At 36.4% G+C, this 20,478-nt stretch carries 18 protein-coding genes; 5 read left to right on the forward strand and 13 right to left on the reverse strand.

What is annotated here, in order from left to right:
- Positions 1 to 867: 867 nt before the first annotated feature.
- The 3 genes from DTA23_RS00765 to DTA23_RS00785 all read right to left on the reverse strand — a co-directional run bounded on the left by DTA23_RS00765 (position 868) and on the right by DTA23_RS00785 (position 5,891).
- Positions 868 to 3,252: a peptidase associated/transthyretin-like domain-containing protein gene (locus DTA23_RS00765; RefSeq protein ID WP_112373540.1), complete on the reverse strand. Its 2,385-nt coding sequence runs from the start codon at positions 3,250 to 3,252 to the stop codon at positions 868 to 870.
- 21 nt (positions 3,253 to 3,273) lie between these two features.
- Positions 3,274 to 4,089 (reverse strand): GLPGLI family protein, encoded by an 816-nt coding sequence (locus tag DTA23_RS00770; RefSeq protein ID WP_112373541.1) that lies wholly within the window; start codon positions 4,087 to 4,089, stop codon positions 3,274 to 3,276.
- Between the two features lie 1,091 nt (positions 4,090 to 5,180).
- Positions 5,181 to 5,891 carry an SH3 domain-containing protein gene (locus DTA23_RS00785; protein WP_146752981.1) on the reverse strand — a complete coding sequence of 237 codons (711 nt, stop codon included), beginning with the start codon at positions 5,889 to 5,891 and terminating at the stop codon, positions 5,181 to 5,183.
- A gap of 625 nt (positions 5,892 to 6,516) precedes the next feature.
- On the opposite strand from DTA23_RS00785, the gene DTA23_RS00790 reads away from it, so the two are divergent.
- Positions 6,517 to 7,029: a hypothetical protein gene (locus tag DTA23_RS00790; protein WP_146752982.1), complete on the forward strand. Its 513-nt coding sequence runs from the start codon at positions 6,517 to 6,519 to the stop codon at positions 7,027 to 7,029.
- 63 nt (positions 7,030 to 7,092) lie between these two features.
- Positions 7,093 to 7,635, forward strand: a complete 543-nt coding sequence (locus DTA23_RS00795) for a hypothetical protein (protein ID WP_112373546.1) — start codon at positions 7,093 to 7,095, stop codon at positions 7,633 to 7,635.
- Between the two features lie 178 nt (positions 7,636 to 7,813).
- Here DTA23_RS00795 and DTA23_RS00800 read toward each other — a convergent pair whose 3' ends face one another.
- The 6 genes from DTA23_RS00800 to DTA23_RS00830 all read right to left on the reverse strand — a co-directional run bounded on the left by DTA23_RS00800 (position 7,814) and on the right by DTA23_RS00830 (position 11,359).
- A complete protein-coding gene (locus tag DTA23_RS00800; RefSeq protein ID WP_112373547.1) occupies positions 7,814 to 8,068 on the reverse strand; it encodes a hypothetical protein in 255 nt (84 codons plus the stop codon).
- Positions 8,069 to 8,129: 61 nt separating this feature from the next.
- Complete coding sequence (locus DTA23_RS00805; protein WP_146752983.1) at positions 8,130 to 8,684, reverse strand: hypothetical protein; 555 nt, start codon at positions 8,682 to 8,684, stop codon at positions 8,130 to 8,132.
- Positions 8,685 to 9,001: 317 nt separating this feature from the next.
- A complete protein-coding gene (locus tag DTA23_RS26855; protein WP_146752984.1) occupies positions 9,002 to 9,286 on the reverse strand; it encodes a hypothetical protein in 285 nt (94 codons plus the stop codon).
- Positions 9,287 to 9,815: 529 nt separating this feature from the next.
- On the reverse strand, positions 9,816 to 10,199 hold the full coding sequence (locus DTA23_RS00820) for a hypothetical protein (RefSeq protein ID WP_112373551.1): 384 nt from the start codon (positions 10,197 to 10,199) through the stop codon (positions 9,816 to 9,818).
- 189 nt (positions 10,200 to 10,388) lie between these two features.
- Positions 10,389 to 10,769, reverse strand: a complete 381-nt coding sequence (locus DTA23_RS00825; RefSeq protein WP_112373552.1) for a hypothetical protein — start codon at positions 10,767 to 10,769, stop codon at positions 10,389 to 10,391.
- Between the two features lie 203 nt (positions 10,770 to 10,972).
- Positions 10,973 to 11,359, reverse strand: coding sequence for a nuclear transport factor 2 family protein (locus DTA23_RS00830; protein ID WP_112373553.1), 387 nt, complete (start codon positions 11,357 to 11,359; stop codon positions 10,973 to 10,975).
- 476 nt (positions 11,360 to 11,835) lie between these two features.
- Between DTA23_RS00830 and DTA23_RS00835 the strand changes: the two genes are divergently transcribed.
- The gene (locus DTA23_RS00835) at positions 11,836 to 12,177 is read left to right on the forward strand and encodes a hypothetical protein (RefSeq protein WP_112373554.1); all 342 of its coding nucleotides are present in this window, start codon (positions 11,836 to 11,838) and stop codon (positions 12,175 to 12,177) included.
- 283 nt (positions 12,178 to 12,460) lie between these two features.
- Here DTA23_RS00835 and DTA23_RS00840 read toward each other — a convergent pair whose 3' ends face one another.
- Positions 12,461 to 13,111 (reverse strand): hypothetical protein, encoded by a 651-nt coding sequence (locus DTA23_RS00840; RefSeq protein WP_112373555.1) that lies wholly within the window; start codon positions 13,109 to 13,111, stop codon positions 12,461 to 12,463.
- Positions 13,112 to 13,531: 420 nt separating this feature from the next.
- Here DTA23_RS00840 and DTA23_RS00845 point away from each other — a divergent pair, with 420 nt between their 5' ends.
- Together DTA23_RS00845 and DTA23_RS00850 are read left to right on the forward strand one after the other, a co-directional pair.
- Complete coding sequence (locus DTA23_RS00845) at positions 13,532 to 14,485, forward strand: hypothetical protein (protein ID WP_146752985.1); 954 nt, start codon at positions 13,532 to 13,534, stop codon at positions 14,483 to 14,485.
- 277 nt (positions 14,486 to 14,762) lie between these two features.
- Complete coding sequence (locus tag DTA23_RS00850; RefSeq protein WP_112373557.1) at positions 14,763 to 15,581, forward strand: hypothetical protein; 819 nt, start codon at positions 14,763 to 14,765, stop codon at positions 15,579 to 15,581.
- A gap of 308 nt (positions 15,582 to 15,889) precedes the next feature.
- Here the strand turns inward: DTA23_RS00850 and DTA23_RS00855 are convergent, their stop codons facing one another.
- The 3 genes from DTA23_RS00855 to DTA23_RS00865 form a co-directional block, all read right to left on the reverse strand.
- Positions 15,890 to 17,455 carry a DUF4832 domain-containing protein gene (locus DTA23_RS00855; RefSeq protein WP_239468733.1) on the reverse strand — a complete coding sequence of 522 codons (1,566 nt, stop codon included), beginning with the start codon at positions 17,453 to 17,455 and terminating at the stop codon, positions 15,890 to 15,892.
- 44 nt (positions 17,456 to 17,499) lie between these two features.
- The gene (locus tag DTA23_RS00860) at positions 17,500 to 18,714 is read right to left on the reverse strand and encodes a SusE domain-containing protein (RefSeq protein WP_204990806.1); all 1,215 of its coding nucleotides are present in this window, start codon (positions 18,712 to 18,714) and stop codon (positions 17,500 to 17,502) included.
- A gap of 123 nt (positions 18,715 to 18,837) precedes the next feature.
- Positions 18,838 to 20,478, reverse strand: a complete 1,641-nt coding sequence (locus DTA23_RS00865; RefSeq protein WP_075994669.1) for a RagB/SusD family nutrient uptake outer membrane protein — start codon at positions 20,476 to 20,478, stop codon at positions 18,838 to 18,840.

Genomic DNA, 20,478 nt, shown 5'->3' on the forward strand with positions numbered 1-20,478 from the left:
AATATAACCAAACTACCAATTACAATTATCACACTTTTAAAATAAGGGTACTAAAATATTATTATCTGAAAACAAATGTTTCTTAATCATCTCGCAGTTTAGATCTAATATTCCATTGTAGCAGTAATTTCATCAAAGAAGTAAAATAACTGACAGGTGTATTAAGTTAATTTCATATAACATTGCAATAGCGATACAAAAATTAAGATATTACTGGCAATAAAACAATATACTATCCACTTAATTTTAAAGCCATAATAGAATAATCCCAATATCCATGGATTCCCAAAAAGATATATTCTAAAAATTTGAAAGCCATCAAATTTTTGCCCTAAATGAAAAAAATCAGCCAATAACTGACTAAAACATCCTTTAATTGCCTGGTGCTCTATCGCAATAAAATTCATCACGATCAAACAAACATAGGTCAGAATATAAATAGTTGGAACAACTTTTTTATTAATTTTCACTTCTTAAACATTTATTGATTTGTACGTTGTATAACTTGAAAACAGGTCCATCGACCACCTCACTGGAGATAGAAATTAGCTAAATTATCAAAGGTCATTTGAGAGCCTTAAGTTAACAAATTCTTTGGGAGTTAAACACTAGATTTTAAATCGCATTGCAATCAAAAACTGTCTTGGCCTGAGTTCGAAATAACTCTGTATAAGCTCATAATCTGAGGAAATTGCTGCAGATAGTTTTTATTATCCAAGAATTGGTTGCTGTCAGCTCTAAATCGGTACGCCAATGGCTTAGCCTGAACCGATAAGTTGCGTCCATAAAATACTGACTTTTTTGTGCCTTGACATTATTGCATATAATGAATTGGACAAGGTGATCAAATGTCGATCATGGGGCGAATTACCAGATAAAAAAATGATTGTTATATAACAGCTCATTGCGCTGCCCAGCAGCCAATCTATTGTGGGTCCGCCCCATGGCAACCCGGTAATCTCCAGAAATTAACGCTGAAGACGAATTGATCAGCTCAAGTGTGAACGACTGACTGTTTACATGTTGCTTCACCAACTGCTCATTCAGCAAATAATCTGAATTACTCCAACTGAAATTACCGTTTAACTTTGCTACAGTTTTGATACGGACAAATAGTTTGGAAAGTCCACCACTGATCCCATGCGATAAACTCTGTGCATTTTGATTAATAATACTGGTCGAGCTACGTCCCATACTGTCCAATACTGTACTGAACATATAGTCACGCCAACTTTTTCTAAAATTATAACTCAGATTGGCAAAGCTTGCCTTCAAGGTGTTTTTATACGCATAATGTATTCCTGTACGCAGCTCTTCATTCTTGAGTAAGCGTGCATCATACTTTTGGATACTGCGATACTGACTAATGATGTAACCATTGTAGAAATTGTCGAGTCCACCAAAATTTCGACCTACACTCAGATTTGTACTGATCGTATTTTTCCCGTTAAACAGATAGCTCATCGAAGCAGAGGGATTCCAACTGCTCCGCAATTCATTTTTCAGACGCTGTATGCCTTGCTGTTTGACATTATAGTAATATTGACTGAACGGTAGATTGAAACTGTATTTAAACTTGCGCACTTCTTTCCCAATTTGGAGCGCCATCCGCAGCTGCATCTGCGCGCTATTCATAGCATTGAAATAACCAGTATCCAGGACGCGAATATCATGCTGATCATGCAGCTCGATATAGCTGTTTAACGTACTGTTGTTGTAATTCAGATTGATGCTAGGTGAAAAAGTCCATGTTTTGATCTTGCGCGATAAACTCAGGCCATTTTCAAAATTAAAGCTCTTAAAACGAACGATCTGTCCCATCTGATCATAGGGCATCCCGCCGTTGAGCAACGATTCAAACTGACCGGGATTGACCGTAAGACGTTGAGGTGTACTGTGCCACTCTAAAGTAGACGTGATATTGACCAACTGCTTGCCTATAAAACGGCCGAGTGAAAAGGAATTGAGAAAGGCTTCGTCTGAGAACTTTTTGTCCTGCTGTATAGGGATGTCTTCATTAAAAAGAATATTACCGGCACTGTTGTTCCAATGTTTACGATAATTGGTACTGTTACTAAAAAAAACGTTTGACTCGTTCTTTTCGACCAGCATCCCAATATTCAACTCATCGATACCATAGCGATTGTCCACCACCTCCTGGTTGTGGATCACTTCGTTGTTTGTAAAATATTGTGTCGACGTTGTTCCTTGCAATTTTCGATTATCGTGGAAATAAGAAAAATTACCTTTGACTTCCAAACCGTTCTTTAACTTTTGAATCATATTGCTACTCATTAAAAAGATCTGGTTGTTCAACCATTTTTTCTGATCGAAACCCGGAGTGGCTACCTCCCGAATGGAGAGATAGGACGATCCATCTGAAAAGCGAGATCGCGCTGTAAAATAACCAGTACCTGAATAGAATGGTTTTAACTGCTGTGACACATCATCACCAACATTGTTCGTCTGAAATGAATTGAGCATTTGAAAGGTCTTGGCAAATGTCATTGGCGTAATATTAGCATCCCAAAGCGCAGGAGCTGCTCCAAGACCTAGTTTACCGGTACCTGTTGTGGTAAATTTCTTAAGCTGTAAATTAAGGGTGGCGCGGTTGGAAAAGACCAACTTATCCAACATTTTGATGGGTTGATGATTTTCAAGGATCTGGACTTTCATAACCGCATCTGCTGGAAGATTTTGATTGATAAGCCCGTAACGTCCGCCCATCATGTCCAATCCATTGACCCGATACTGTTGAATAGGTTCGCCTTGGTAAAAGATCTGACCGTTACGCATCTCTACGCCCGGAAGCTTTTTGATGATATCACCTATTACACGATCTTGCGTTCCTGTAAAAGAAGCTACATTATAATTGATCGTATCTTTTTTTTTGTACACTGGCACATCCGACACCTTTACCTCTTGTATTTTCCGCACCTCACTTTTTAAAATATAAGCATAGTTTGCAGTCGCATTGGCAACATGTACGCTACGTTTGGCATAACTGAGATGATTAAAATCCAACTGTAGTGAATCTACATCGCTAACTTTAACAGTAAGTTTGAAGGCTCCACTAGCGTCACTTTTTGAAAAGTTCAACAAGGCTGCAGAACCGATTTTTTTATAAGACACAGTGACATTGGCGATCGGTTTTTGATTTTCGTCGAGTAATTTGCCTGTAATAATGGTTTGCGCAAAGGAATGGCCACCTATCCAGATAAATATGATGGTGAAAAAAAGTTTAGCTAGCATAGCGTCTGTTTGCACATCTCATTATTGCCGCTCGATAGGGTTATTATCTGTTTTCATTTCTGCACGGATATTTATTTTACTTTCGTCAGATAATATAGCTCCGGTCAACAGCGCATATTCAATCATATTATCCCTTAATTTTTGCCTTTCCTTATAAAAATTAGCTTTTGTTGTCTTTTGGATAATAAGGTCTGGGCGTAATTGATCGAAAGTGGCCGATACACTGTTTACTTTGCTTATGGAGACCATATCGAATGTGAAATATTTATCCTGATCTGATATGGATAACACTAAACCGGGTAGTCCACAAAACTTATACGGACCATCTGAAATCGGTATATCCACGGTGAACCACGCGATCCATTTTCGCCCGCCCCAGTCCGTCGTCGCTTTTTGACAAACAAAATGGTGAATATGAGCAGTGTCCGGGTGTATTTCCCATTGCATATCCGTCTTATTTTCCTCGTAGTAGGACAACTCATTATTTCCACTAAACCCCACCCCGTTTATAGGATCGTAAGTGGAAATGACATCTCCCCGTTTTACAATTAAAAAATTATTGGGTGCTATACGACCATAACTGTAGAAAAGCATATTACTGCCATGTTTGAGTGCCAATGCTGAATCAGCTCTAAATTTTGACAGGGTCTGAAAATGACTTTCTTGCTCACCGATCGTCAATTGTGTAAAAATACTTTTCCGCGAAACACTGGATGTACTATCGTTCTGATAAGTAAACTTATACATGATCTTCATATCGAATGCCACCGGTTTGACCTGAGCATGAACGGTAAATTGAAATAATAAAAAAAACAGTGGGTAAAATAGTATTTTCATAATTAAAACGGATTCACTTGAAGAGGATTATAGCAGTTTTGATAGGCTGTTTTTATTTGGTCCGATGTAGGATTAACATCTATTTTAGTATACGTCACCGTAATAGGATCTAGCAAAAATGCACAAGTATAATTTAGATCACTATTTTTACCTTTAAAAAGAGCAGATTTACCCATAAATTAAGCGTTTCGTTTGGTTAAAAAATTACAAATCATACTAACTAGCGTCACCAGAATGCACATTTACACTTCAAGTTATATATACATTACCGAATATTAAAATATTAAATCAAATCAATCGATTGCGTTATTTTAAACGGAAAATAATTTACGAAAACCCCACATTCCTAGCGAGCTATTTTAGTGATCTTCTTTCTTTTCGATGTTGCAATAGTCTCCATATCTTGTACGATGCATCGTTTCGATATGGCAAAAGAAAAAAAGCCACATTTCCCAAAGTGGCACACGAGTATGTTAGCAGCGGCTGCATACACTTGCTTATAATTAAATTTTTGATTATTTTTAATTATAAAACTTTTAAAAATGAAATTTTCTTTGATATTAATAGCTTTATTTTGGCTTATTAGTTATATAGTAGTGGTCGTTCAAATAGCTAAATCAAAAGGGAGAATACCTTTTTTGAGTATTATACTAATGTTTTTATTTCCTTTTTTATGGGTGTTTTTTGCACAACAACTGTCTCGTGTCGAAGAAGTATCTAAGACTAAGAAAAAGAAATATATCTAATCGTTATAACTTCTACAACCTAATAGAACATTAGGTTGTAGAAGTTTTTTAGTTCCCTCTAATTTCCCATATGTCCAATTGCCATAAAACGAGTTCTTCTGTGAAGAACTACTTGATGGATCGCTTACTTTAGCATCGGTGGCATTGTATAGTAATAATCTTTTTTATAACGATCTACATTCACTGATGCGAAACCCACGCTATATTCAAATAATGTGAAATCAAAACGAAAAGGAATAGATTCTTCAAAAAAAACTTTAAAATCTTCATATAACGGTTGCTCTATGAAATACGATTTTGGGAGGTAAAAGCCAAACAAGAGTAATTTTACGATTATTGCTATTGCTAAAATGGCATTGTTACCACTCGTGCATTATATTGACCTTTTTTAATCTCAAATAAAACTGCATACCCACCAGCCCCATCGCCGTTAACAGTATTGATGTATAAAATATCATTTGAGTCATCATAGTAGCATGTTGCAAACTCGTTGTTTACATTAAATAGGTTCTCAATTTCCTTTGCCGGGATCTGAATAAATCTTCCCTTTATAGTAGCTTGAATAGAGGTGTAATGGCTTGTAGGGATTTCGCCATCTGTTCCCCAGATCTGCTGCCCTCTAAATTTGTCTACAACGGTATAGCCATCATATTGAGTCGATGAAAAATCACCTTTATTTTTTTCATAATCGAAACGATCTGAATTTATTTGCACGGTTATATCTTTTGCCATAAATTTTGCTGTGCCTTCATCAGAAAATACAGTAGGGATCTGCTTATAAGATTCGATATATTTAATTCTTGAATGGTGTACATACCCAGTAATGCTCTTATTTCTTTTGTCTGTATAATCAACAATTACCCAATCGCCAAACTTTTCATCAGGAAATGCATAAACAATTTCATCAGCAGCAATTTTTGAAACAACCACGCTATTCACTGTAGCTTGTTGCCTCACATTTACATAGCCGTCTTTGTCAATGATTTTTGCAAATTGGGCCGAGGCCAATTGGCATACTGTGAGAAAAAGTAGTACTAAAAGATATCTGTGATTCATTTGTCTAAAGTTATTACTGATAATATTTGCCCCCGACTAATAAGATCTTGGACCATACGATCTTTCTTACGATGACTCATAATTACGAATTTAATTGAAAGATAACAATCTCGCTACCTTTATATCATTTGTTGATTAAAAATATTTTAAAATATATGCTCGAACTAGCTATTTACGAATTTATATAATGAAGATCCTTTTACCCGTTTTCTGCTGAAAACTCGCTAGGATTAATGAATTTTTGTAGATAAATTTCATCACTAAACAATTCTAAATGTTCTTGCAGCAATCTTTATGTCGCTAGAAGTGGAAGCCGTTTTAATAACAGAACAGTATAACTTACTAATAAACGCTATTTTTTGATTTTTCGAACATACGCTTAACAAGACAAAAGCTATCATCGTAAATCTAAACATAATTAGTATTTTCATGAAGAGAATTTAAACATTAAACTACTGGAATATTCATTTCGTGGCCAGCTGTTTAAAACAGTAGTTATCACTTGATCTTTAGTAATAATAGCGTGTTCCGGCTTTGAAATCCTGGATGTACGCAGAATCTCAAAACCTTAATTAGAAGTTTGTAAGAACCAAAGGAAACCAAATTAGTTAAAAAAATGAAATTTTTGATTAGAGTAATTTTATTGACGATAATTGATTTTGTAATTATTTGGATATGGGTTAGACAGGTGAACCCTGATCCAAGCATTTCTATTGGAATTTTAATACTTATTCCGCTTGTAGTCATCTTGAATTTGATTATAGCGTTGATTTTATACTTCACGAAAAAGGAATTTGTTGCCCTTTTCATAGTTAATTCAATTATTTCTGGAATATTAATGTCATACTTATTTGGGAAAGGAATTGATAGATACCAAAATAATAGGCTTGAAAGCTGGACCTTTAAATTGAAAAATGAGACCTACACGATTACACATTGGAAGCTCGAAAACACTTTTAGTATCAGTGAAAGTAGCAGACCTGGTTCATCAAGTGAATTTTTATCGGGGAAATTCATTAAAAAAGGAGATAAATACTATCTGTCAACAGACACAACTGAGTTCATCATCAAAAAAGGATATCTGTATAAATTTAGAGATGATAGCGACAGTATAAAGTTGACTAAAATTGAAAGATAGTTACTTAAATAATAGTTATAACTATATTATCAATTTCTGTTATCTTTATAAAAACATGATGATATGGTCGACCTAGAACGCAGAAAGATGCTTGCATATCACCTAAGACATTTAGTCATCGGGCGTATTAGCAATGATGAGTTTGAAGAGGAAATGCAAGACAATGTATCTTTTGGTTATCTTCCTGAACAATATTATTCCTCAAAACAAGCGAAACTTGATGACCCTATTATAAGGCCAATGCTCGAATTAAGCTGGTGCTTATATAGCGACTTAGGAAATCATAAACTTACAGATAAACACCAACTCGCTGATGAAGAACTAAAAAACATTGCTCGGATTATTTTATTCTTAAATTCAAATTTAGAGTACGAATGGCCTTACTTTGATCGTATAAATCCACTAATACGGTTTTCATTTAAAGACTTGTTATTTACTATCCTAAGCTTGGGGCAACATTATAACGTGAAATTAAATGAATGGAAAGTACAGTTTGAAAAATTTAAGAATACAGGAGATCACGATCTATGGCCCTTCATCAGCAAAGAACAATATGAACAGCAATTGAAAAAACAACCATTTTTATGGGGGCGTAAACCTGACTGAATTTAGCAAATCATTCTTCCCTTTTGATCGTAAAAAAATCGGTGTACAGTCTTTGAAAAATGAGAATAATAAGCTTTGCAAAAATTCACTACACTTCTTAATAAAAATCACTTCGAACACTTGTAAGAATAACCAATAAATATTTCATATTTTAATCTCTTTATTTTTAATAATATGATCAAACTAAAAAGACTTTTCTTGAATATCTAATTTGGTTTTCCTTATTCAGAAAACCCTTATTCTTCTGATACAGTTCCTCATCTATAAAATAACTGACATCTTCAAATAAGAAGGTTTCAGTTGTCACCTGATCCTGAAAAAGCTCATAAAATTTTTCATAAGGAATATGAGAAACATTCATGAAGCCAAAAACGTAATCCGCTCCTCTTAAAACAATTTCTAAATAAAGTTGGTAATAATACTTTTCTGCCATAATCAATTGATCCTATTCCATTCAAACATAGCACGCTAAAGCGAAACCTGCATTAAAAAGGTTAAAATTCCTCAAAAGAAATCGTTTCTATTTGATTCTTATCCGCACGATTCATATCAACCCTTGTAGCCATAAAACAAAATCCGTCCGATATTCCCATACCAACTTGATTTTTAAGATTACGAATATATTGAGTGTTCCAGTTCTTTACCTTTTCAACAATATGAGAGGATATCTCCACATTAGCCTTTTCCAGATCAGTGTTACTAAGCAACAATTTAACAATGTGAAGTTTTTTACTACCAGCCTGCCGATGATAACTATAGGCTGCTCGATCATTCCAGATTAACCCAACATAATCTCCCCAAGCAAGATTAAATCCCTCTAAAATCGTAAAACGATCTGATGAAATCACATCGAAAGCCTCTTTTGCCAATATATTTCGACCTTGCTTTCCAAAATAGATAATACTTGCATAATCGTCCTTTTTATCCATATTATTGAAATAGATTAATTGATCCATATGAACTTTTTCCAGCACCCCGATAGCCTTTTTCGTTATAACCATATTTCCTGAGCAGGCTGTAAATAAAAAACAAATTAAACCAATTTTCAAATAATGTATCATAAGCTAAATTTTATGTTATATGCAATTCAGCGCCTAATAAGAAAGATCCTTTACCATAGAAGAAGATATCTCAATCCCTACTCTTGAATAGTGATCATCCGACTACTATAATGCTTTTGACCTAAAGCTTGAAGAGGATAAAAATCTTTTAATGATACATTGTTATAAAACCTATTGCTCTCAATTTTAAAAATAGAATCTTTTACAGACATTAACATGGAAGTAGTGTCAATACAGATAGCACATTGCTGTATCTCCTGTTTAAAAAAAAATAATTTGCCATTTTTTACAGAAATTGAATTCTTTTATATAAGGATTTTTTCTTGGCATAATACGTTATTTTTAGATGGTCTAGATCGTGAAGAATATCCGCTACCCGGCTCGCTTTCATTGTTTTTGCACGACCAATTGAAAAAATTCGAACTATCCTGGTAGAAACCGCTTAACAAATCATCCATCTGCCATGAAATATCGTTTACATAGGACGTATCCGAAGAGAAAATCATCACCTTGTCATATTGGCTATTTTCTTTACTACTGTTTCCGCAGCCCAACAATACGGGAAACAATACATATATAAGTCGTTTCATATTTTAGGTTTTTGAGACATCACAGACGGTTACCTCTTCCTTACTTAACCAGCGAAATGTAGCAGGTTCATCCGAAAGCACCTCAATTGCATTTTCTAAATTATAAATAACGAAATGTTCAATATTTTTTTCTTTCTAAAATATCATAGCTGCCCTCAATAACTGAATCCAATAAGCCGAGCATGTAGATCTTGCAAATCCCCGAAAATCGTCGTTCTCGTTAACCATCTTCATTAGCGCCAAGTCGATCGTAACTTTATACGAAACAAAATACTCAAATTTTATTTCGAGAATTTGAGTGTGATCAACTAAGTTTTTTAAAAGAATAACTATTTCACTGTATTCCACATACATTTATAAAAAAAATAAATCTTGAGGAAGGGATAAATCAATAGCCCATTTTTCATATTTATCTTTCATCGTGTAGTATCTAAATTTTGTTTCTATTACTTTTTCGTCCAAATTCAATATGGGGCCGCTGATGTTAGTCCTACAGGGCCAACCTGACTACCTATCCAAATTTTCAATTTCATTTTTTGAAATTAGCTAATAGAGAATAAAATCGAGTTTTCAATAGCTCACTTTTTCTTTTATTATCTATAACAATTTCATTAAAATAGATCGCATCAACCCAAATATTTAAATTATTAATATTCGTTTCGAGCATGAAATCATAGGCCTTTTCGATATCTGATAATTCGAAACTTGAATATATATCCTCAGATTTGGATAATTGCATAGCTCTCAATAATAGCTGACTTGACCTTGAATCCATTTTATAGCAATTATTCAATTGATCAAAATTTTCCAAAAACGACAGGTCATTACCAACTTCACGCTGAAGTTGATTTAATGCTTGGGCTAAAGAATCTTCAAAACTTTTTAACGCCAGTAGGTGCTTTTTAATATCCATTACTTATTCTTTTTTACCCCCAATAATCTAGGTAACTGATCGCTCTATTTTTTCACAATATGATCAGCCATAGTTACGAATCTTGAGGTTCTAATCCTATTTTATTTCCTGTTCATAGAAGGCTTGTCACTGAAGATTTAGAGGACAATACCAGTACCATTATCAGTTCTTATCATAAGCCCAGTCCGATTAAAGGTTAATCCAGGAAACTTCAGGATCTTGAAGAGTAATTACATCAATTATATTATCACTAGTACATACCATATAATGATACTTCAGTAAGTCATCAAAGATTCCATAACTCTCCTCATCAAACCATTCAAGAAATTTTGAAGCATCTGTTTTACAAAATGTATATATTGAGGGATTATCCAAAGTTTTCATTCGTCCTGATTCAATCACTATTCTATAGGCTAATGGATTGTTAAATTCTATTTTTAAACACCTATCAACGAGATCAGATTGTTTTAATAAGACAACCTGTTTCCCTTTTTTAAAATACATTTCATAAAAAAACGGATTATTTGGTAGATCCATTATCGGATCCCATCGCGTATACTTTTCTGTCATAATTACTATAATCTAGCAACCACACGCTATTTGCACGAAATCTCAGCATGAATGGTGAATACCTAAAGTTAATTTAAAAGTTCCATAATTGATATATCAAAAAAGCCACATCTCTCGACGCGGCTTTTAAACTAAACTTAAATAGATGATTTCAGTAGTGGCCTGTCCTCCACTCGATCTGGCAGATTACTAGCTATTAGATTTTATTTATACGAATTGATTGATTTCGAAACTTTCCAGCTGTTACCCTCGCGCTCCAAAGTAACCAGATCAGTCTTGGTAAAATTCTCAAATTTCAAAGTCACTTTAGCCACCATATAGTCTGCAGATTCCTCGATGATAGCTGTGCTTACTGTACAGTTTAGCTTTTCGCCTTTTTGTTTTTTCAAGGATTTAACCACTTCGCTACGGCTGTTAGACTGCGCACTGGTAGCTTGGATCTTTTGGTTGAAATCTTCTGCGAATAACTGCTCTACTCCTGCTGATTCTCCTTCCGTAGTTACCGCAACATAGTGCTCTAAAGCGAAATCTGCTGTGGAAAGGTTAACGTTTGTTTTTGTTGCTGTTGTTCTAGGTCCATCAGCTGCCATAGCACATGTTGATAATGCGATTAGGGCTGCTGCTGCGAATGTTTTTACTAAAGTTTTTTATCGAAATTATTTGTTTTTTATTTGATGATAAAGCTATCATGAGTGTCCTTTCAATACACTCATGATGGTTCATAATGTCTTTTTTTATTGTGTTAGTTCTGTTGTTCTTATTTGTTGACTCAAAACTACGACACAATACGCCCCTGGACTACGGTCTTTAGATCAACGTTCGGGAAAACTCGGTGAATGGCAGGAATGGGGAGGTGAAAATTTGTACGGATATTCAGTCTAATTTTTGAGCGGCTTTCAGTTTACTGGGCAAACTAAATATCAACTAAGTAAGAGCGAATATGAGATCAACTCTCACGAATACGAATCGCTCAGCCTAGTCCAATTTCTTGTGATTACTTTTATTCTCAGATAATTAAAACATGCCCAAAAGGCATACATTATTTAACAAATAAAACTTAAAAACAATGAAAAAGTTATTGATGAGTTTGGTAGCCCTAGCTGCGCTATCGACAGCGGCTTTTGCAGGCACGGACACAAAAGCACCCAAAGAAAATGCAGAAGTAAAAACAAGTACTTCGACAGCATCCGAAACCACAAACAAAGTTGAAGTTACCGAGTCAACAAAAGAAAGCAATGCAAAATTTCTAAAAAAGTGTGTTTACACGCTAACGGTCTACAATACTAGTGGCCAAGTGATTGACACCTTTACTTCGCAAACCTATGTTGAAAATTCCTGTTCAGGATTCTTCGACAACTGCAGAACGATTTACAGACATATGCTTGCCCATGGTGAATTAGGAATATAGTCTGCAACTTATATTTCATTCGAATTATAAGTACTGAAAAATAAGCGGGGCCAAGGCCCCGCTTTGCATTGATTTAAAAGGCTAGGTCAGAAATAAAACATATTTAACTTTTGTCTGAAAAAAGAATACTTTTAAACGTATTGAAAAAAACTTCGTAAGCCTGGCAATCGGGCATTTAGGTATGTTTATATAACACTTCCCAATGAGGCTGAAACTCCAAACTATTGAAGTCGAAAGTATGCAAACTTTCTTCCTTGTATAAAACCATATAGGTATCCTGAATCTAGTTTAGGAATTTCCAGTCGCCAAACTTTTCGGGCTTTCCCCATCTTCGAGTCTTGAAAATGGTAGCTTTTGAGTCTATTTTTTCAGAAAGTTCTTTAAGTATTGATTTTGAATCAATATTTAAGTTTTTCGCAACTGCAATCACCATAAAATAGCCAAACTCAATTTTATATCCATTTTGAAAACTACGTTGATTAGTTATTGTTATATAAATTTCTGGAGGCACATCTCTTCTTTCACATATTGTCCAAATTGGCGACCAAAGTTCAAACCGTTGAAAGTAATTTTCTGAGTTATCGGAAATAGTCCATTTTTCATGTGATTTTTCATCCCATTTTAGTCGTCCAACTTTAATGGGGGCATGATATATAAACGTCTCATTATTATTTTTAGATATCCTTCTTTCCAAATTGAATTTGTCTACTCTTATCCCCGTTTCATTTGAATTATTCACCTGCTTCAATAGCAAGTCAAAGTAGGGCTGAAAGTCCCGTTTCCAATTGGTCTGTATCCAAGGTGCTTTAAGCTCGTCTGTAGATCCAAAAATAAGATAAAAGTCATAGCGTCTATTTGTCCAGCTCGAATCAGCATCGCTTAAATCGTTGTACAGATTTACAATCTTTTTACCTAACCCCTTTATTAATTTCATTTTTTCTATCCCCTGCGTATTTTCAATTTTTTGTAAAATAATTATTCCTACTCATCAATTCCAGCAGCAGTCAACCCAACAAGACTACCCTCAAAATATTCTAGACATTAAGATCAGGCCTATTTTTATGATGAATTTATCAAAAAACAATCTATTAAACTACTTTAAGTCACCTAAAAACTGGTATTATAAAGTAAGTATCATACTGACTTAGATTACCTTTCTTATTTCTGTCCTCAAAGCTTGTCCCCAGACTCCATCAGACAATATCAAAATCAAAAAACACCTTCTATTGAAAGATTGATGTCGTAATTATTTTTAGACTATAAATCCGAATATAAAATGGTATTATTGGATATACACTAAAATTTAAGCCATATGGGAAGGAGCCTTTCCTTACTATTTTTTGCCAAGATACTGTTGACAATCCATGTCAGTTGTTCGGGTCAGCCGAATCAAAAAGAGACTGCTATTGATTCAATTAGAAATACAGACAAGAATTCTGATAAATTTCAGGTATTCCCTAAAAGAATAACGCTTGGAAGTCCTGTTTCCAAGGAAATAGGATTATTAAAAAAAGTAATTCTTGAGAATAAGAAAGTAAATACGAAGGAAGAATATGAAAACAACTCATTTTCAGGGGTAAGATATTTTTTCGACCCTAAAAACTATACCATTTTAAAGGTCAACACAGATTATCCAGCAATTTTATTCGAAAAATACAATTATAACGCTAACCTTGATTTGACGAAAAACTATCATCAGTTCTATCAGCATCCAATGGTTGGTTTTATGCAAAACCATCAAATTTATGTAGGCGTAAATGCAAATACTGCTTTTGAAAACCCCAGCTTGTTTCCCATCAAATTTAACGGCCATAGTCATAGTCTCGTTGAAAAAATCGATGACAGACAAGTCAATAACTACCAATTATTAGATGAAGTTGCTGTTGATAGCTTGGAATTAAAATACGGTTCCAGTAGAGTTTATTTTAACAACGACTGGAACCTTTTAAAAGAACCCAATCCAAAAAATGAATTTTATGAAAAGGTAGTGCGCTTAAAAAATTCACTTAAAGCTGCTGCTCAAAAAAAGGATATTAATCCCGAAGATATTGATTTATCCATTTCAATGGTAATCGATAAGAATGGAAAAGTTAATCATCTAGAGGCTTATATGGAATATTCAATTCCGGAAAAACAATCTGTTCGAGTAGAAGATTCGGCATTAAAATCCTTTGTAGAAACTTTAAAGATTGATCTTGTCAACAATTATTCATTTTTTATTCCAGCTCTGAACAAAGATAAAAATCCAGTGAGTGCATACTTTTTAACCCGATTAAACATTGGATTACCTTATCGAAATTTTAAATAACGAAACAAAAGAACATAAACCCGAAAAAGTCACATCGCTCGACGTGGCATTAATAGTTCAAAACGGCTACTAGCTACATTTCAAAAAGAAAGAATCAACATAAAAATTGGAATCGTACGGTGAAAATTCAATAGTCTCTAAAAAAGCAACCAGCGCTTAAGCCATGATAGGGAAAACTCGAAAAATAGCGAAAACGAGCGTTAAAAAAAACACAGTACTAAGCAATAAAAATACTATTGCCATTGATTAACTTTAGTGAATATTAACAAATTCAAAAATGAATTACTATTTTACATTATTATTTTTAGTTGCTTTGCAGTACGTTAACGCACAGGAATCCTTTGTCTTTAAATACCTTCCTCAACCACAATTAAAGTACGAGACAACGGGTATATATCAAACCAAAGCAGCAGGCAAATTGGAGGGACTATTCCCCTTTACAATGAATCTGGAAGGAAATAATAAGGTCCAATCGACCACCTCTACAGGCGCAGAAGTCAAGCAGATAATTCCCTATAAGACAGAAATACTTTTTGTAGAGACTAGCATGAAATTTAACGAGCAAATAACTCCATTAAAGGCTCCGCTAAGTGGCTCTACGATATATGGCTATTACGATGAAAATGGCAAAACAAAGATTGATTCAATAGTAAACAACACGCTAGATTCCCTGGAAAAACAACATTTAAAAACCGAAATGGAACAGAATCAGTTTGAAGATAAAACGCCAAATAAACCAATGAAAGTTGGTGATTCAGTTGAAAAAACAGAAACAGTGGCATTTCCAGTCTTAGGAGCAGATCAACAGGAATTTTTGGTAAAAACCAAATACACCCTACAAAAAATTGAAAATGGGACTGGCTATTTAGATGCTACGCAAACATTTCAATTAAAAAGTCCAAATGAGCAGATCGAAGTCCTACCCAACAGCAATGGTTCAGGAAAAGTCGAATTTAATATCAAACACACTTACGTAAGCAAAAAAGTAACAAGCGCTAATCTGTACCTCAAAGTCAAACAGGATGGATATGTCATGTCCTGTATAATTTCGTCAAATAACTCTGATATCACAACCGCCTCTTCACTGATACGATAGGCGGTCTAAATCATATTGCAAACTAGATCAAAGTTTAATCGCTATTGTTTTTTTATCAAATCTATTGAAGGTATAAAAAGAATACATTACGGAAACCATAACTTGTTGCCTCAAAATTCAGTTACATATAGGCCCATAACTCGCGACTTAGCATATAAAAATTGGATAATAAAACTAAAAAAGGGCGCAAAAGGATCATAAAAATTACTGTACAAGTACACGCTAAAATAAAAGGCCTGATCAATATCAGGCCCTTTTGACTAAAAAACTTTCGCTAATTTTGGCTTTTAAAACTTATGCGAATGATCTCACTGTACCTGCACCTCCAATAGTTTTAACCATCCGGAATCAGTTATATCGCCATTTACGGCAAGCCTTATTCCCGGCTGATTTTCATTTGTTGTATCTACAATAGCGACGGCCCAGGTATAGTTTCCAGCAGCTACATCGACATTAGCTTTCAACTCGTATGCGACTGGATTATTCTTAAGCCAGGCGGAAGGTTCTCCTTTATCATCAACAAAAACTTTTTTCACCCTGTTTTCTTCGTCCAGGAGTGCAAAAGCTACTTTATATTTATAATTCCATTGAGGAATATTATTCGGGAAATACCCCCAGCCCATATTCCGCCAGCGGTGGTTAATTGTCGTTTCAGTACCCGAATTGACTTTCTCCGGTAAATAAATACGATCGGGATATAAACGATAGCCACCTTCAGAAATAAAACGCTGGCATAAGGTAAAAGATTTGGTGAACCAGCTTTCAATTTCACCGATACGGAAATCCATCATGTTTACAGCAGCTTCCAAGGAGCTGTCAAATTCGCCCTGCCGAACATCTTCGGGATGGTCTTGCCTGTATTTACCGCTTGGATCAGTCCAGTAACGGTGTGTACCAGTCGTAATCCAACCACCTTCCATAATAATCGGGCGTTTAAAATTCCAGACCTTGGCAAAATTCTTCTCCCAGCTTTGATAATAATCGGTCATTCCAAAGGCATCCTGACGCAGGCTGTACCCTTTATTGATCATCTTATTCAATAGCTTCTCCGAATTAGGATTGGGAGCTCCATTGCCCGCAGGGTCGCCAACTAAGCGGTGATAATTGATCAGCAAGGGCACTTTTGTAAAGTTCTTGGAATACACATCTGAAATCCAATCAACAACTTCTTCTTTGATTACCTCAATATTTTGGCCGGAAGGATTATTAGGATCTTCGTAAATGACGCTATGTCCCTCCCCCCACAAACCGAGTCCATAGGCATCGACAAAGGAGGTTTTATTTAAATCATTAAAATCCTTCGCCAACTCTTCGATCAGCTTGCTATAATATTTCCGAAAAACAGGATCTTGCAGCACGGGTGTTTTTCTATCCGGAAAAGAAGCATTGGCAACATAATACTTGGCGCCTGCATCGAAAACAAACTGCGGCGTATTTGCTCCTTGATCGCGACCGTCGACGACGATACGAAAGGCGATTGGCAATCCTTTATCTTGTGCCCCTTTGATCATTTTATAGATTGCCGTGCTGGGATCCCTCCAGGCATATACGCCATCTACAGGATTAAAAGTTCGCCAGCTGGTACGGATATAACAGGCAGATGCATAGTCAATTGCTTTGACCGTTTTACCTAAGTCAGGTACATAGAATTGGGTGTCCCAATAGGAAGGAGTCCCCGAAGCTGAAGCATACATGACCCAGCCGTTTAAAGGGTTACGAAACATGGAACTGCGGTTGTAGCTGGGTTTCACCAAGGTCCCTGCTATATCTTTTTCGTTATCAGCACTATCTTTCTTGCATGAAACCGCTAGAAAGCAAAGCATGATAGCAAATGCGCTGAGGCAGGCTTTTTTATAGTTTATATTGTTTTTCACTTCCAGAAATGTTAAAGTTAATTTAAATGCTTTGATACAATTGCTTACCGTTTTAGCCCCAGAATTGTCATGTTCCTTAGATCAAAAATCAGCACATTGGTCGTGGCAGGAATGGTAAAATAAGAATTGCGGTTGGCGCCAACGGTACCTCCGCCCAATTCTGCTACTTTTCCTAAAGTAAGCGTCAGGGTCTGAGCCACACCTTCACTCGTAGGCGGAGCACTAAAAGCATAAGCCAGGTTTTTGTTATTACTGTTGTCTCCGGTCACGATAAACTTGGTGGTCCCGACTTTACCCCCGGTATAGACCAAAACCTGCGGATCCGCCAAACTTACCTGACAATCCATTTTTACCGGAGTTCCCCAGCCATTGATACTTCCGTGCATCCACAAATCCGTCACCGTGGTCGTATAAGGCTGGTCCCCTGTCCATGTCACTATTTTAGGAGCAAGTGCTTTCGCTGGAGAATAAATGGTTGCTGTCGCTTTTTGCATATTGACCACAACGCGATACTCGCCCGCAGTTGCTATTTTCCAGGAGAATACGTTTTCTCTCATTTTGATGCCAACGGCATTTCCATCGTTTAGTTCAGCGCTTCCATCGGAGGTAACAACATAATTGGTTTCACCGTTAAATTCGACCGGAATTTCCAGTTCGCCAGGCTGCAAATTCAATACATAAGCATACTGATCCAGATTTTCCAATGTTTTTGGCATCTCCACTTTGCTCCCGCCAACGGCACTTCCGCTCAAGAACACTTTATCGGCATCAAAAACAACCGTCTTGATCGGATTTACTGTAATTCTTACGGTACGTACTTCGGGTGCCTCAAAAGTAGCACCGCCCTCCCATTGTGCAACGACTCTAAACTCCAGCGTAAAGCTCTTATTTGCTGGTATGCCCCACTTTTCATTTGCCCAATTTTGTAATTGTTCGGAAGTAAAGCTTCTGCTCAATACGTTATCGTCTTCATAGTTAAATATGGCTGTACCGGTACCAAAATTGTTCCCCACCACATCTAACATCGTACTGTAGCTGACCAAATGATCATCTGATTGTACCCTAGCGGGCTTCCAGTTAAATGTGACGATATCTTTGGTCAGATTGACCTCGTCCAGCGTAATGTTTTCCGACGAAGGCTGAAGGTCCATCGTTTCATTGACTTTAGGTATATCCTGAATTTCCTGTTTGCAGGATAACTGGCAAAGTACCATGCTTAAGAAAAATAAGGTTTTGTATAAATAATTGATGATTTTCATTGATTTATATTTTTGCTAACGTTTGGATAGAATCATGCGCTTGACTAGCGCAACTGCTTTTTTGTCATCAGATGGGAAAGCTGCCGAAAATACGATTAGGATTCGGACAGCCTCCCATAACCATTAATTATAACCCGGATTCTGTGGGAACGGCGCCCCTGTATTGGCATCCCTGATCACCTGTGGAATAGGCCATAAGATATTGTTGTCCGTAATTTTATCCTTGATCGCATTATTATATTTTTTGACCCGCTCCACCAAAGTATTGGTACGCACCAGGGTAAATCTTCTGCTTTCTTCACCAACTAATTCACGGATACGCTCATCGAGCAGGAAATCCATATTCATCTGAGCGCCGGTAATTTCGGACGCTCCAGCTCTTTTCCGCACTTCATTGACGGCTTGGGCAGCTTTATCCGGCATATTTTGCCCCAAATAGGCTTCAGCAAGCAACAGATAGGTTTCAGCCAAACGGAATTTCATACGATCTTTATAACTACCGGTCAAACTTAAATTTTCAGTACGTCCGTAAAAGAATTTTGTAATCGCTGGAAATAAGCTTTTTGTCGTAAACCAGGTCTGTTCGGTAATATTGGCTTTTTTACCATATAGCGAGGTCTCATTCGCGTTGTTGTAATACCAGTTGCGTTTAATGTTATAACCTGAATTACGGATATCATTTGCTTCGAAAATACCAGCGACATTGCCTGTAGCATTGGTACCTGTGGTGCCTACCCACCACTTCATTGGCACTAATTGTGCAATACCACGGCCGCCCAATGTGTCAGCCAAAACAAATCCTGTAATCGTCGAGTAATTTGGTATCCAAGCCCTACGCGTCCAGTCATCCGAATTGGTACCACCACCGATCGTGTTAAACTGGAACTGCAATACCCAGATACTTTCTTTATTGCCACTTTTTCTATTTTGGTTATTTTCCAGAAATAAATCGCTAAATACATCGCCTGGTTTGCTGCCATTTACGCCATATCTGTTTTTCATAAGGTTATAATACCCACTATTGATGACCGCCAATGCGGCCTTTTCTGCTTCGGCATGATTGCCCTGCAATAGGTAGATTTCGCTCAGCAAATGACTTGCGGCCCATTTGGTCAGCTTTCCTTCTTTTACGTCGTCCGGATTTGTAGGCAGGTTATCCACCGCAAACTTCAGGTCGTCTACCATGTGGCCGATGACTTCGGCCTTTGGTGTACGGGTAAAATTAAGCTGAAAATCATACAGGATAGTTTCTACATAGGGTACATCGCCATAGAGATAAACCAAGGTACGGTAAGCATATGCCCGAAAGAAGCGGGCTTCAGCCTGAAAACGTGCTTTATCTTGGGGCGTATCCCAATTGGTATTTTTTTCGGAATAAACCAGCATCAGGTTTGCCGATGAAATGAGGTTGTAAGCCCAATTCCAGTAAGTACCCACAAACCGTTCTGAGGCAGTAAGTGTAAGGTTTGCAAAAGCCGTCAGTGAGCCATCGCTATTAATGGCATCGGCGATATCTGTAGATACCTGTAAAGCTTCATATGGGCAGGCACCATTATGGATGAAGGCGCCACCTTCGCCATAGGTATTGTATTCTGAACGTGTGAGTGTATACAAACCAGCGCTCCCCACCTCGAAACCGTAGGTGCTGGTATAGGTATTGGATGGCGCCAGTTCGGTTTTTAGCTCTTCTTCCAGAAACTTTTTACAGCCTCCTAAGGTGAACAATACGATAAGCCCTAAACTTGTTGTGATAATATTTTTCAT

This window comes from Sphingobacterium multivorum, assembly GCF_900457465.1.
In the GTDB taxonomy this organism is placed as follows: Bacteria; Bacteroidota; Bacteroidia; order Sphingobacteriales; family Sphingobacteriaceae; genus Sphingobacterium; species Sphingobacterium multivorum.